Origin of the sequence: Francisella sp. 19X1-34, assembly GCF_041102755.1 — a bacterium.
Classification (GTDB): Bacteria; Pseudomonadota; Gammaproteobacteria; order Francisellales; family Francisellaceae; genus Francisella.
Genome location: NZ_JBGCTX010000056.1, coordinates 1 through 15,331 on the forward strand (window position 1 = coordinate 1; position 15,331 = coordinate 15,331).

The window sequence follows — 15,331 nt, forward strand, 5'->3', positions numbered from 1 at the left end:
CTGCCTTTCAACTTTTAAATAACAACGGTTTAGCTATTTTCAATCTAATTTATATTTTTTGTGCACAGAACCTAATTCATAGAGTAATATTATTGAGTTATTTAATATATCCCTGTTTATGATTATAATGTTTACCATGTAGAGATTATCTTAGTTTTATAATTAATGTCTGAATTAAGAAGTGAGAATCAAATATTATCAAATTGGAAAAATGATGAGCCTTTGGTTAGTATTTGTTGCACAGCATACAATCAAGAAAAGTATATTGAAGAAGCCTTAACGGGATTTTTATCTCAAATTACAGATTTTTCTTTTGAAATAATTGTGAGTGATGACTGTTCAACAGATCGAACTACTGAGATTATAAGAAGTTATGTAAAAAAATACCCAAATATAATTAGATTGATTTACCAAAAAGAGAATCAGTACTCAAAAGGTGCTTTACCCATTAGAGATTTTATTTTACCAGAGGTTAGGGGTAAATATATAGCTCTATGTGAAGGAGATGATTATTGGACTGATTCTACCAAGTTACAGCAGCAGATAGACTTTCTAAAACCTAATAAAGAATTTATGGGATGTGGTCATAATACAAGATTTTTAGTAAACGGGGAGTTAACAAATAAATTATTTGTAGATTCAAATAGTAAAAAAGATATTTATGTGTTCGAGGATTTTATAGATTTGGACTATTTACATACAACATCTTTAGTTTTTAGATATGACTCTGAGTATAAATATCAAATTGATGAATATTTAAAGAAATACTCATCAGTTAAGCGTAATGATGTATATATGTTACTTGTATTCTCAAGGTTTGGGCCTATTAAGTATATTGATAAAACCATGTCAGTTTATAGAATGAATGATGGCGGCATTTGGAGCGGTGCAAATGAGCAGGCTCAGCTTATAATGTTTTTACATGGTTGTATAGATTTTAGTTATATTTTTGGTAATAGTTATAGAGATAAATTCTTGTATTCATTTGCGAACACATTTAGTGAGAATATTTGTTCTAGTGAGGAGCCATTTGCATCAGAAGTATTAGATCAGCTATCAGAAATTGACTATAAAGTTGTGATAGAGAGCTTTGCAAGATTTAAAAAAAGAGATAATGAAACTATAAAAGAATGTAGTGAGTACATAGAGTTTCTTGAGAAACAAGTTAATGACAATAGTTTACGATCATTAATTATAAAGTTTATTAAAGTATGTAAGTTAGATAGATTTTTTAAATAAGGGTTTAAGTATCACATATTTACTATTTTAAGTGGAGTATTAATTTAATACTTTACCTATAGAAATATAAATAGGGTATTATGTACTTAGTGATATCTATCTGAATTAAATATAATCAGCTTTAAAATGTTGTATATAAAAGACTATAGTAATGAATTATTAAAATAAAATATTTAATTCATTTAGGAGTATTGTCTATTGAATTTACCTTTCTATTTGTTTAAATATTTTGCTATAATTTGATAATTATATCTACACTGAAAGGGTGTAATTTAAATATATGAGATATGTGAAAGAGTTCTATAGATTTCTCAAACATTTGATAAATAATAAAAAGCTTATAATGGTTTTAGCTTACAATAATTTTAAAGAAGAATTTCTAGGTTCTTACTTAGGTATTTTTTGGGCTGTAATTAGACCTATTACATTTATATTGGTAATATGGGTTGTTTTTACATATGGTATTAGACCTGGAGGTAGTGGAGGCAGCTCATCTATAATATTATTCTTATTGACGGGTATGATTCCATGGTTCTTTTTCTCTGATGCTTTAACAAAAAGTTGTGAAGCTATAATTGTAAATGAATTCTTAGTTAAGAAAGTTGCCTTTAGTGTTAATATATTGCCATTAATAAGTATATTGTCATGTTTTATAATACACGTGGTCTTAGTGTTTATTCTAATGATAGTATTTATGTTGAATGGACATTTTCCTAATATATACTGGTTACAGATCCCATACTATCTTTTCTGCACTATAATGTTGCTATTAGGTTTAGGTTGGCTAACTTCTGCTCTTAGGGTTTTTGTTAAAGATACTACCGAAGTTGTTGGTTTAATTACTCAATTTGGTTTCTGGTTTACTCCAGTATTCTGGTCACCAGATAAAGTTCCTGAAAGGTTTAGATTTATTTTAGACCTAAATCCTATGGCCTATATTATCCAAGGGTTCCGTGATACATTTATTCATGGTGTATGGTTTTGGCAAGATTCAACTCAACAGCTAACAATATTTTGGATAATGATGCTTTCAATACTTTTTGTCGGAGCCATAGTCTTTAAGAGATTAACTCCTCACTTTGGAGACGTTATTTAAATGAAAAAAGATATCGTAATAAAGCTAAGTAATCTATCAAAGAATTATAAAATTTATGAAAGTGCTAGAGATCGTGTTAAAGAAGCCTTTAGTATTACAAGAAAAAAATACTATAAAGACTTTTGTGCTGTTAAAAATATAAATTTAGATATTAAAAAAGGAGAAGTCCTAGGGATATTTGGATTAAATGGTGCAGGTAAGTCGACTTTACTAAAAATGATTGCTGGGGTTGTGACTCCTTCATCCGGGAGTGTTAATGTTCATGGTAATATAAATGCCATGTTAGAACTTGGAGGAAGTATAAACCCTGAATTGACAGGTGAGCAGAATATTGGCTTTAGTCTAGACTTAAATAAGGTTGCCGAATCTGAAAGAAAAAATACTATTGAAGATATTATTGATTTTGCAGAAATTGGAGATTATATTAGACAACCTGTGAAAAATTATAGTAGTGGGATGAAAGCTAGATTAGGTTTTGGTATAGCTACTGCTGTAAAACCAGATATATTGATTGTTGATGAAGTCTTAGCTGTTGGAGATGCAATCTTTCAAAATAAATGTTTTGTTAGAATTAGACAATTATTGAAAGAAGGTACTACAGTTATTTTTGTATCTCATAATGTGGCACTTATGGTTGAGTTTTGTACTAGAGCAATATTTATACATAACAAAGAGATACTCCTTGATGGAGATCCTAGAGAAGTTGCACATTATTACCAAAAAGCATTATTTAGCCCTGATAAAGAGCGCGTAATAAAAGAAATTAAAAGATTAAACGGAGATGTTGATGAGTTAGATCATGATAATTTATCAACTAATAATGATTTTAAAGATGAAGAAAATGATATATCTACTAATGGCATATGTATTTATGATTCTGAAGGTAATCAAACAAGTTTTTTAGAAACAGGATTAGAGTATACAGTCTCTTTAGATGTGAATTTTAAAAATGATTATAAGAAAGTTAGAGTTGACTTTTCTGCTCATGATATTACTGGTAAAACTCTTTCAATTTTTAACTCATTCTCAGAAGATAATATTCTAAAAGATGTAAAAAATTCTGAGAAATATAATATTACTAATAAATTTAAATGTGATATTTTTAAAGGACAATACGCTATAGAAGTGAACTTTGTTGATATAGCGGATGACCGCTTTGAGGATCCATTAAAAACATCTAAAATAGAAGTTAAGTTTGAAGCAGGGGTGATTAGTAAAGAAACTACTATTAAGATCAAAAAACTCTAGTTCAATATTTTCATAAAAGAGGAAGAAAGTGAAATTTTCTATAGTAACAGTATCATATAATTCTGAGAAGTATATTGAAGAAACTATTTTGAGTGTAATTACTCAAAGGGGTGATTTTGATATTGAATATATTCTTGTAGATGGTAAATCAAAAGATAGTACTTGTGATATTATTCAAAAATATGTTGATAAACATAACAATGGTGAGCTGGATATTTACTGTAATAATCTAGATATTAAGTTCATATGTGAACCTGATGAAGGTATGTATGATGCCTTATCAAAAGGTCTTTCAATAGTAACAGGTGATATTGTTGCATATATAAATTCAGATGATTTTTATCTGCCAAATGCTTTTAAGGCGATAGCGGCTGAGATCAAAAAACATGGTGAAAAGGCGCAATGGATAAATGCTAAAAATACCTGGTATAACAAGGATGGCATTATTGATAACTCTATGTTGCCTTTGGTACCCTCAAGAAAAAGAATTCTAAAAGGTATCCATGGCACGAGTCTGCCGTCAATACAGCAAGAGTCAACTTTTTGGACAAAGTCTTTGCAAGATAAGATGAATATGAAAAAATTTGCTGAATATAAACTAGCAGGTGATTTTTTTATGTGGCATGAGTTTGCAAAGTATGCGAATTTGCATATATGCAATAGTAATATTTCAGGTTTTAGGCATCATGAAACTAATAAAAGCCATGATTTAAGTGGCTATATGAATGAGTTTTATGATATTGTTGGAGGCAAACCAAGAAGGAATATTTTTGATTTATGGCATATTTTCATGTACAAATTTTATGTTAAATATACATCTGATAATATGATAAGAAGACATAATGAGTATGTAAGAATATTTCGTCATATAGGTTTTAAACTTAGAGAAAAACTAGGTAGAAAAAGTCATTAATCTTAGGAGCTATCCTTGTCAAATTCTCGAACTCAAGAAAGTAATTATTCATTAGTTTCAGTTATAACAGTTGTATATAATGCTAAAGAACTTCTAGAAGAGACTATTTTAAGTGTATTAAATCAATCATATAAAAATGTAGAGTATATTATTATTGATGGAGGCTCTACTGATGGTACTTTAGATATAATTAAAAAGTACCAAGATCATATTAGTCAATATATAAGTGAGCCTGATAAAGGTATATATGATGCTATGAATAAAGGTATATCTTTAGCCAAAGGCCAGTGGTTGAACTTTATGAATGCAGGTGACTGTTTCTATTCTAATGATGTGATAGAAAGGGTGTTCGACCAGGAGGTTCCGCAGGATATAGGAGTTGTTTATGGTAATACTGATATTGGACATAAAATCTTAAAATATAAGCCAGATTTAAATTTAAAAGACATGGCACTAGGAATGATGCTATGTCATCAGTCTACTTTTTATAAGCTAAATGATTCAATAAAATATAATCTTAAATATAATATATGTGCAGATCAAGATTTTACGATGCAGTATTTTAAACTTGGTAAAAAATCAAAGTATTTAGATATTGTTATTTCTAAGTATGATCTTGATGGTATTTCCTCACAAAATCTAAATAAAATTTTAAAAGAAAAGTTTCAGATAAATAGATCTTATGGACTTTCGTATATTCCTGTAATAAAAAGTTATATTATCTCTATATTAGTTAAGCTACGAGGCTACTTTAGGGGTTACTAAAAGCTTGTATTGTTATATTATATACATATAAATAAAGATATAGATTTAATAAAAGGCAGGATAAATTCTCATGTATGATTACGTAATAGTTACTCACATACCAGCTTTTTATAAAGTTAATTTGTATAATCAATTAGCGAAGAAATTAAATATCTTTGTTATTTTTCTAGCAGCAAATACAAATGAAAAGAGGGCCGATGATTTTGTTGCCTTAAATGATGTGTCCTTTGAGTATAAAATTTTGTTTCCTGGAAATTTACAAGAGAGAAACTTTTCTGCAAATATTAGACTTTTAAGAAGTATTTTAAAAAGTTTTCAATATAAGAAAATATTAGTTAGTGGCTGGGATTTACGTGAATTTTGGTATGTTATTTTTACTAATAGTAAAAGTAAGAATTGTTTAGCTCTTGAGTCAACTATCAATGAAAGTAAGGTAACTGGGCCACAGGCAATAATAAAAAAAATATTTTTATCACGAGTTTCTAAAGTTTTTGCTTCTGGAGACCTTCATCGAGAGTTACTTGTTAAGCTTGGATATCGCGGAAATGTCAAAATTACTAAAGGTGTTGGTATTATCAATAAGCCGATCTTTAATAGAGAAGCTAGAGAGTATCATAAAAAGTTTCTTTACATTGGTCGACTATCTGAAGTTAAAAATTTAGAAAGATTAGTCCAAGTGTTTAACAGTATTGAAGATTATAGTTTAACTATAATTGGTGAAGGTGAGCAGAAAGATTACTTACATAAAATTGCTACTAGTAATAACATTATATTTAAGTCAGCTATTGAAAATAAAAAACTTAAAGAAGAATTTCTTAATCATGATATTTTTATTTTACCTAGCTTAGTTGAACCATGGGGGTTGGTTGTTGAAGAGGCATTTTATTTTGGTTTGCCAGTGATCATTAGCCAAAACTGTGGAGCTAGAGATATTGTTAAAAATGATATAAATGGTTACTGGATAGATCCTAAGAATATTGATGAGATGGTTTCATTAATACGAAAAATTAACTCAAATAAATATTATGGGCTTATTGCAGGGGTAGAGAAGTTTTCTTTGAATGATAAAGATATTAAGCAAATCGAGGCTTATTTATGAAGATTTTAATTGTCCATAATCGCTATCAGTCAAATAATATTGGTGGTGAGGATATAGTTTATGAAAATGAGTTAAAGTCTTTACAAAAACTACATGGCAGAGATAAAGTCTTAGCATATGAAGTTTCTAATGATGATATTAGTAAGTTTAGCCTATTATTTGGAATATGGTTTTCACTTAAGCACTATAAGAATATTAAAAAAATAGTTAAAGATAATAATATTGATATAGTTCATGTACATAATTACTTTCCGCTGTTAACACCAAGTATATTTAGGGCAGCTAAAAAGTCAGGTGCAAAAGTAGTACATACGCTTCATAACTATAGGTTATGGTGTATATCGGGAATTTTATATAGAGATGGCTTTGGAGTATGTGAACTATGCACTAAAAATAAATTACCTATTTCTGGCATCAAAAATAAATGTTATAGAAAGTCGCGATTACAAAGTTTGGTGGCTCAGTTAGCATTTAGCTTTTATAGGTTTTTAAGGATGTTTAAAAACATTGATTATTTTTTTGTACTAACAGATTTTCAAAAGCAGAAAGTTACAGAGCTTGGTATAGCTGTAGATAAAATAATTTTAAAGCCTAATAGTATAGCTTCTTTAACACAGCGACATAATAAAGTTGATAAGCAAAATTATATATATGTAGGTAGACTAGAAGAATCTAAAGGCATATTTGATCTTTTAGATACTTGGTTATCTTTAGATGATAAATTTGTGCTGACGGTAGTCGGTAATAGTCCCGATAGTGATGAAATAATTAATAAATACTCATCGAAAAATATTATTTTTAGAGGTAAATGCTCTAGAGAAGAAACTTTATCTCTTATTTCTCAGTCAAAATATCTAATTCAGCCAGCTTTATTGTATGAAACATTTGGTTTAACAATAATAGAGGCTATGAGTTTTGGTATTCCAGTTATTGGATTTGATATTGGTACTCGTAAAAATTTTATAAAAAATGAACAAAATGGATTTTTAGCGACCAAGGATGGTTTACAAGAAACTATTGAAAGGTCATATGGTTATGCTAATTATGATTTGATGGCTCAAAATGCAGAAAATACTGCAAAGCAATATCAAAATGATTATATAATAGCAAAGCAGTTAGAGATTTATAAAAATATTTTAGAAGGTTGATAGTTTGAAAGTATCGATAATTACAGTTTGTTATAATTCAGAAGAAACTATTGAAAATACAATAAAATCAGTGTTATCACAGACATATGAAAATATTGAGTATATTATAGTAGATGGTAGCAGTTATGATAGTACTTTGGATATTTTAGCAAAGTATGAATCTAAAATATCAAAGGTTATAAGTGAGTCTGATGATGGTATATATGATGCTATGAATAAAGGCATTGCTTTAGCTACTGGAGATATTATTGGTATTTTGAATAGTGATGACTGCTATAGTAACAATAGTGTGATAGATGATATTGTAAAACAGTTTAAGCAAAATGATAAAGATATGCTTTTTGCAGATTTAATGTTTGTGAATGAGAGTAATAAAATTCTTCGTTATTATTCAGCTAAGCGATTTACTCCAAACAAACTTAAATTTGGGATTATGCCACCACATCCAACGCTTTTTGTTAAAAAGTCTGTTTATGACAAATATGGAGTGTATCGCTTAGACTTCAAAATAGCTGCAGATTATGAAATCTTTGTGAGATTTCTACTTGTAAATAGGCTTTCGTATACTTATTTGAATAAATGTATAATCAATATGTTAGTAGGTGGTGTTAGTACAAGCAATTTACAAAGTAAAAAAATTATCAATCAAGAAACAATGAAAGCTCTTAAAACAAATGGTATTAAGTCTAACTATTTGTTTATTTCAACAAAATATGTAGCTAAATTGTTGGAAATATTTAAAGGCCGACTGTTAAACTATCGTAAGAAAAAATAAATTTATAATATTAAAACTATTCTAGGAGATTCTTGTGGAAAAAGTAGTCATTAAAGATGTTATAAAAACCAGTGGCGTTAAGTTTGGTACTAGTGGTGTTAGAGGTCTTGTATCTGCTATGGCTGATAAAATTTGCTGGTTATACACTAAAGCTTTTCTTCAGTTTTTAGAACAAAAATATTCTATAACTAAAGGTATAAAAATTGCTATAGCACATGATTTGCGCGACAGTAGCCCTAGGATAGCAAAGGCAGTTGTTAAAGCTGTGGCAGATAGTGGTTATGAGCCTATATATTGTGGAGAGGTACCATCCCCAGCGGTAATGTTGTATGGAGTATCTAATAAGATACCATCAGTTATGGTTACTGGTAGTCATATTCCAGAAGATAGAAATGGTATTAAATTTAACACTCCCTATGGTGAAGTTCTTAAAGAAGATGAAGAGCTTATTGTTAATCAAACAACCATAGTTGATCAAAATACTTTTGATGATAATCAGATGTTTTTACAAGATGTAGAGCTTCCTAAAGTATGTAATCAAGCACATTTACAATATGTCGATAGATATATAAATTTCTTCCCTAAAAACTGTTTAGAAGGTAAGACTATTGGGCTATATGAGCATTCATCGGTAGGACGTAAGATAGCTAAAGAAATTCTTGAAAAATTAGGAGCTAAAGTTATTTTACTAGGATTCTCTGAAAGGTTTGTGTCAGTAGATACTGAAGCAATTCGCCAAGAAGATGTAAAGCTTGCAAAGCAATGGGCGAGTGAGTATAAAATTGATAGTATCGTATCAACTGATGGTGATGCAGATAGACCTTTAGTTAGTGACGAGTATGGTAACTGGATAAAAGGTGACATATTAGGTGTTCTAACGGCTAGGTATCTGCAGACACATTCTGTTGCTACTCCAGTTAGTAGTAATACTATAGTTGAAAAGATTGGTTATTTTGAAAATATTATTAGAACTAAAATTGGTTCGCCATATGTAATTGCTGCAATGAATCAATTACTTTCAGATGGATATAGTGGCGTAGTTGGTTATGAGGCAAATGGAGGTTTTTTACAAGCTGGAGATATTTGTATAGAAAATTCTACTTTAAAGGCATTACCTACTCGAGATGCTGTGATACCAATGTTGGCTGTGCTTATGCTATCTATAGATTCAAACAAAACTATATCTGAACTATTGTTTGATCTTCCTGCACGTTATACAGCTAGTAGTAAAGTTGATGATTTTGCAACTGAGAAAAGTCATGAAATATTAGAAGCAATATTAGCAGGCAAATCGAAGCTTTTAGAGCAGATAATGTCAGAGTATTTTAATGGTAAAAATAAAATCAAACATATAGACACTACAGATGGTGTTAGAATAACTTTGGAGAATCAGGATGTTTTACATTTAAGACCTTCTGGTAATGCCCCTGAACTTAGATGTTATACTGAAACAACTTCTAAAGATTCAGCAGAAGGTTTAAATAAATACTGTACATCTTTAATAAAAAACTAATCAACTTTTGAAAACTCTATTACTAATTTATTAAACATTAAATCAAGTTTGATTTATATTTATTTAGCATTTTATCTTTTTCATTGAGATTTTGAGAATAAAGTAGAAAGAAGGTAGTTAAAACTATAGAGGAATTAAATAGCGCCTCTTTTCATAGTTTGGAAGAACTCTTCATTTGTTAGAGAGCCTTTCATCTTCTCTGTTAAGAATTCCATTGCTTGAACATCTTCCATACCACCAAGAATCTTACGAAGAACCCAAAGTTTTTGTAGCTCTTCTTGAGATGTAAGAAGCTCTTCTCTACGCGTACCTGATCTATCAAAGCTAATAGCAGGGTAAACACGACGTTCAGCAATTTTACGATCAAGATGAAGCTCCATGTTACCAGTACCTTTAAACTCTTCAAAGATAACCTCATCCATTTTAGATCCTGTTTCTACAAGAGCTGTAGCGATGATTGTTAAACTACCACCTTCAGCTGTATTACGAGCAGCACCAAAGAATCTCTTAGGCTTTTGTAGAGCGTTAGCTTCAACACCACCAGATAGTACACGACCAGAAGCAGGTGATACAGTGTTGTATGCACGAGCAAGTCTTGTGATAGAGTCTAGAAGGATTACAACATCTTGTTTATGCTCAACTAATCTTTTTGCTTTTTCAATTACGATTTCTGCTAACTGAACGTGACGAGCTGCAGGCTCATCAAATGTTGAAGCAACAACTTCACCACGTACTGAACGTTGCATTTCTGTAACTTCCTCAGGACGCTCATCAATTAGTAACATAATTAGATTACACTCAGGGTGATTTTTAGCGATTGATGTTGCAATATTTTGCATCATGATTGTTTTACCAGTTTTAGGAGGAGCAACAATCAAACCACGTTGACCTTTACCAAATGGTGCAGCTAGATCAATCACTCTGGCTGTAATATCTTCATTTGAACCGTTACCAATCTCCATCGTTAGTCTTTCTTTAGCATATTCAGGAGTTAGGTTTTCAAATAAAATTTTCTTTCTAGCTAGCTCAGGAGAGTCAAAGTTAACACTATCGATATGCTTAACTGCAAAGTATTTCTCATTATCGCGAGGTGGGCGAATTTTACCAACAATACTATCACCAGTACGTAGGTTTAATTTTCTAATAAAAGCTGGTGAAACATAGATATCATCAGGCGATGCAAAATACGAACTATCTGAAGATCTTAAGAAACCATAACCATCTTGTAGAACTTCTAAAATACCTTCACCATAAATATCTTCACCTTTATCAGCATGATATTTTAAGATTGAAAAGATAAGTTCTTGTTTTCTTGCACGCAGTGATTCAAGATCTAGGCTTTGAGCTATGTCCATTAGCTCATTAACAGATTTATACTTTAATTCATTTAAATTCATTTGATTCTCTATTTGTAAAGATATGTTGATATAACTAAATTATAGATATTTGTCTATGATTGAAATTAATTGACTTTTTTGTACCACACCAACTTTAGTTTCTTTGTTTTCACCATCTTTGAAAACCATAAGAGTAGGTACGCCACGAACACCGAATTTCATAGCAGTTTCTTCATTGTCATCGATATTGATTTTGCAAACTTTGATTTGATCACCATAGTGATCAGCTACTTGCTCAAGTATAGGAGAAAGCATTTTACAAGGACCACACCATGGTGCCCAAAAATCTAATAATACAGGGGTATCACTATTTAGAATTTCGCTTTCGAATTGACTATCTGATATATCGATACATTTTGACATGCTTTGATTTTCCTTTAAATTTTGATTTTAAAACTGATTAAGTAGCTTGGCTACTATATATTTTGATATTTTATAAGAAGTTAAACTAATTGTCATTTATTATAAACAAAAAAACCTCTTAGACAAATTTTTTTAGCTATTTTAGCTATATTTTTTTATAATATAACTAGTTATGAAATAGATACTTTTGGTTTATATGTCAAAAATAGTAGCAACAGTAGATTTAGGTTCAAATAGCTTTCATATGCTTATTAGTGAAATCAAACCTAAAGGTGAGGTTGTTACACTATCTAAACAAAAACAAAAGGTGCAATTAAGAGCAGGTTTAAACAATAATCTAACTATAAGTAAAGATACTCAAGAAAGAGCTATTAAATGTTTGGAGTTTTTTGCTCAAGAAATACAAAAATATAAAGTTGAACATGTCAGAGCGGTAGGGACATATACTCTTAGAAAAGCAAAAAACAATATTAAAGGATTTAAAAAGAAATTAGATAAGGCTTTAGGAACTAAGATTAAAATTATTTCTGGGCCAGAAGAGGCAAGACTTGTTTATGTTGGTGCTAGAGATAATCATGATATAAAGCAAAAGACTTTGGTTATTGATATTGGCGGAGGCTCAACAGAAATTGTAATTGGTCGAGGTGATAAAATATTAATCGCACGTAGTTTAGATATGGGTTGTGTTGGTATGCAAAAGGATTTCTTTACAAATGAGAGGCTTGATTTCGCAAACTTTCACGCAGCGGCGCTAAAAGCTAAGCAAATACTTGAGCCAATATTATCGAAATATAAGAGAATAGGCTGGAATAATGTTTTAGGTTCTTCTGGTACAATTATCTCGGTTGCAAATATTTCTGAAATGCTCAATAAAAGCTCTGTTGTTACACAAGATTTCTTAAATGATCTAATAACTATGATGATGGATAAAAGACAAGTTGAGGATATAAGTTTTGAAGGCTTAAGAGAAGATCGTGAAAGTGTCCTTGCCGGAGGTGTTGCTATTTTGTATGCGATATTTGATTGCTTAGGTCTCACTAAAATGAGTTTATCAAATGGAGCTGTACGTGAAGGCATGCTTTATGAGCTTGTTAAAAGTAAGTATAAGATTATTATTAATTAGAAAATCATAGACTAGGTATAAGGTTTATGTTAATAGTTTCACAACTAGCTAATCGCAATGTGCTGTGAAAATCAAAAAAATAATGAGATTTAATAAATGAAATATACACCTCTAGCAGCCAGAATAAGGCCTAGGAAAATCGATGATATTATAGGCCAAGAGCATTTGTTATCTGAAAATGGAGTATTAAGAAAGATACTTATTGGTGATGGTATTTGTTCAATGGTTTTATGTGGTAAACCAGGGGTTGGTAAAACCACATTAGCAAGAATTATAGCAAGCTCTAAGAATCTAGAGTTCTTTGAGTTATCAGCCGTGGACTCAGGTGTAAAGGAAGTTAAGAAGCTTATTGCTGATAATAAAGATTTAGATAGCTTTGTATTATTCTTGGATGAGATTCATCGCTTTAATAAATCACAACAAGATTTACTTTTACCATATGTTGAGTCTGGTAAGATTATTTTAATTGGTGCAACTACAGAGAATCCAACATATTATTTAAATAATGCTTTAGTTTCGAGATTGTTTGTATTACGCCTTAAACGCTTAAGTATTGCAGAAACTAAAAAACTTATCCAAAGAGCATTAGATCAAGATGAGGTTTTAGCAAAGTGCTCTTTTGAAATAAGTGAAGATTTATATAATGCTATCCATAATTATAGTGAAGGTGATTGCCGTAAAATTTTAAATTTGCTTGAGAGAATGTTTTTGATTAGTGATCAAAAAGATAGCATTATCCTAAATAAAGACTTATTTGATCAAGCAGTGGGTGAAGCATCTCGAGACTTTCATCGTGAAGGTAAGGAGTTTTATGAGCAGCTTTCTGCTTTTCATAAATCTGTAAGAGGTACAGATCCAGATGCGGCTATATTTTGGTTGGGGCTAATGCTTGATAATGGTGTAGATCCATTAGTTATTGCTAGAAGAATGTTGTGTATAGCATCAGAGGATATTGGTAACGCTGATCCACAAGCTTTGAGAATTGCGCTAGATGCTTGGAATGCATATGAGAAACTAGGTCTACCAGAGGGTAGGTTAGTTTTATCTCAGGCTGCCATATATTTAGCTGTAGCACCTAAAAGTAATGCTTGTTATAAAGCACTGGCGCAAGCACAACAGATAACTAAAGGTCTAGGACATATAGAAGTTCCTCAGCATTTGAAAAACTATAAGGACAGTAACTATCTATATCCGCATAACTATCCAAACTCATATGTTAATCAGCAATATTTACCTAAAAATATAAAACAAACTTTCTATTCACCATCTGGTAGTGGTTTTGAAAGTAAGATTAAAGCAAAGCTTGAAAGTATAAACAAAATCAAGAAGTTATAATAAAGCTATTAAAATTTTGCATTTGTATGTTATAATCTTTGGAATTAAATTATATCGAATAAAATATAACTAGGTTTTAAAACTGCTATGGCACTAGAAAATTTACTACATCCTACTAATATTAAAATTGATGACTATGCTAAAAATGCTACTAAGTTTTCTTTTGAAGCACTAGAAAGAGGTGTTGGTTATACACTTGGTTATGCTTTAAAGCAAACTATGCTTTATTCTGTTGATGGTGCATGTGTTACTAGTATAAAAATTAATGATGGTAAAATTACATCTTTGGAAGATGTAATCCCATGTGATGAAACTGTTGCTGACATTATCTTAAATGTTAAAGCTCTTCCTGTAACACTGGCGGATAATGCTGAAACAGGTACTATAATCTTTGATCTTTCTGGTTCAGAAGAAGAAGTTTTCTCTGAGGAAGCTAAGTTATCTGAGGGTTTGAAAATAACTGAAGAAGTATTTATTTGCAGCTATAATGGCGGCAGAAAGCTTAAGATAGAAGCTAAAGTTGAAAAAGGTGTTGGTTATAGACAAACAGTTGAAAATTTCAAAGATGGTGAGTTTCTTTTAGATGCTACTTTTTCACCTGTTACTTTCTGTGACTTTGAAGTTAAAGATGCCCGTGTAGGTAGACGTACAGATCTTGATAAACTTAACTTTAATATTAAAACAAACGGTAATATTACTTGTGAAGAAGCTTTAAGATTAGCGGCAACTAAGATTCAAAATCAACTAAGGAATATTGTTGATGTTGAAGAGATTAATCAAGGTATCTTTGTAGAGGATCCAACAAAAGATATAGATCCTATATTGTTAAAGCATGTTGAAGAGCTAAATCTAACAGCTAGATCATCTAACTGTCTAAAAGCAGTAAATATTAGATTTATTGGTGAGCTTGTGCAAAAGACTGAAAATGAACTTCTAAAAGCTCCAAACTTTGGTAAAAAGTCTCTAACAGAGATTAAACAAAAATTATCAGAGCTAGGCTTATCTCTTGGTACAGCACTAGATAACTGGCCTGAAGATATCTAATAATACGCCGGAGTGGTGAAATTGGTAGACGCGCCGGATTCAAAATCCGGTTCTGGCAACAGAGTGCCGGTTCGAGTCCGGCCTCCGGCACCATTTATTCTTTCTATATAGTTTTACAAAAATCATAAAACCTTATAGAATAAAGCTTACACAGTATTTAGTGTTTCATGTAGTCTTATCGAGAACTACTAAATCCTAGTTATAACCTCAGTTCGATAATTACTTCATGTCTAAATATTTATAATTATTGATTTTAATTGGAGAAATAATAAA

The 15,331-nt window shown here is 30.6% G+C and carries 14 protein-coding genes and 1 tRNA gene; 13 read left to right on the forward strand and 2 right to left on the reverse strand.

The window, feature by feature from the left end; genetic code table 11:
* Positions 1-165: 165 nt before the first annotated feature.
* From AB8E56_RS08950 to AB8E56_RS08990, 9 genes are all read left to right on the forward strand, one after another.
* The gene (locus AB8E56_RS08950; protein WP_329480249.1) at positions 166-1,239 is read left to right on the forward strand and encodes a glycosyltransferase; all 1,074 of its coding nucleotides are present in this window, start codon (positions 166-168) and stop codon (positions 1,237-1,239) included.
* 280 nt (positions 1,240-1,519) lie between these two features.
* Positions 1,520-2,335, forward strand: coding sequence for an ABC transporter permease (locus AB8E56_RS08955; protein WP_329480251.1), 816 nt, complete (start codon positions 1,520-1,522; stop codon positions 2,333-2,335).
* Positions 2,336-3,583 (forward strand): ABC transporter ATP-binding protein, encoded by a 1,248-nt coding sequence (locus AB8E56_RS08960; RefSeq protein ID WP_329480253.1) that lies wholly within the window; start codon positions 2,336-2,338, stop codon positions 3,581-3,583.
* Between the two features lie 28 nt (positions 3,584-3,611).
* Positions 3,612-4,496 carry a glycosyltransferase gene (locus AB8E56_RS08965; RefSeq protein WP_329480255.1) on the forward strand — a complete coding sequence of 295 codons (885 nt, stop codon included), beginning with the start codon at positions 3,612-3,614 and terminating at the stop codon, positions 4,494-4,496.
* Between the two features lie 15 nt (positions 4,497-4,511).
* The gene (locus AB8E56_RS08970; protein WP_329480257.1) at positions 4,512-5,261 is read left to right on the forward strand and encodes a glycosyltransferase family 2 protein; all 750 of its coding nucleotides are present in this window, start codon (positions 4,512-4,514) and stop codon (positions 5,259-5,261) included.
* Between the two features lie 70 nt (positions 5,262-5,331).
* Complete coding sequence (locus AB8E56_RS08975) at positions 5,332-6,360, forward strand: glycosyltransferase (protein WP_329480259.1); 1,029 nt, start codon at positions 5,332-5,334, stop codon at positions 6,358-6,360.
* Positions 6,357-7,508 carry a glycosyltransferase family 4 protein gene (locus AB8E56_RS08980; protein ID WP_329480261.1) on the forward strand — a complete coding sequence of 384 codons (1,152 nt, stop codon included), beginning with the start codon at positions 6,357-6,359 and terminating at the stop codon, positions 7,506-7,508. The genes AB8E56_RS08975 and AB8E56_RS08980 overlap by 4 nt, the downstream gene beginning before the upstream one ends.
* 4 nt (positions 7,509-7,512) lie before the next feature.
* Positions 7,513-8,283 carry a glycosyltransferase family 2 protein gene (locus AB8E56_RS08985; RefSeq protein ID WP_329480263.1) on the forward strand — a complete coding sequence of 257 codons (771 nt, stop codon included), beginning with the start codon at positions 7,513-7,515 and terminating at the stop codon, positions 8,281-8,283.
* Between the two features lie 34 nt (positions 8,284-8,317).
* Positions 8,318-9,796: a phosphomannomutase gene (locus AB8E56_RS08990; protein ID WP_329480265.1), complete on the forward strand. Its 1,479-nt coding sequence runs from the start codon at positions 8,318-8,320 to the stop codon at positions 9,794-9,796.
* Between the two features lie 134 nt (positions 9,797-9,930).
* Here the strand turns inward: AB8E56_RS08990 and rho are convergent, their stop codons facing one another.
* A complete protein-coding gene (gene rho, locus AB8E56_RS08995) occupies positions 9,931-11,193 on the reverse strand; it encodes a transcription termination factor Rho (RefSeq protein WP_150468041.1) in 1,263 nt (420 codons plus the stop codon).
* Positions 11,194-11,232: 39 nt separating this feature from the next.
* Positions 11,233-11,556: a thioredoxin gene (trxA, locus tag AB8E56_RS09000; protein ID WP_329480268.1), complete on the reverse strand. Its 324-nt coding sequence runs from the start codon at positions 11,554-11,556 to the stop codon at positions 11,233-11,235.
* Between the two features lie 196 nt (positions 11,557-11,752).
* Here trxA and AB8E56_RS09005 point away from each other — a divergent pair, with 196 nt between their 5' ends.
* From AB8E56_RS09005 to AB8E56_RS09020, 4 genes are all read left to right on the forward strand, one after another.
* The gene (locus tag AB8E56_RS09005) at positions 11,753-12,679 is read left to right on the forward strand and encodes a Ppx/GppA phosphatase family protein (RefSeq protein ID WP_329480270.1); all 927 of its coding nucleotides are present in this window, start codon (positions 11,753-11,755) and stop codon (positions 12,677-12,679) included.
* Positions 12,680-12,775: 96 nt separating this feature from the next.
* Positions 12,776-14,014 (forward strand): AAA family ATPase, encoded by a 1,239-nt coding sequence (locus tag AB8E56_RS09010; protein ID WP_329480272.1) that lies wholly within the window; start codon positions 12,776-12,778, stop codon positions 14,012-14,014.
* An 87-nt stretch (positions 14,015-14,101) separates the two neighbouring features.
* Positions 14,102-15,058 carry a DNA-directed RNA polymerase subunit alpha gene (locus tag AB8E56_RS09015; protein ID WP_329480274.1) on the forward strand — a complete coding sequence of 319 codons (957 nt, stop codon included), beginning with the start codon at positions 14,102-14,104 and terminating at the stop codon, positions 15,056-15,058.
* Positions 15,059-15,064: 6 nt separating this feature from the next.
* Positions 15,065-15,151: transfer RNA gene (locus AB8E56_RS09020), tRNA-Leu, on the forward strand.
* Positions 15,152-15,331: the final 180 nt, after the last annotated feature.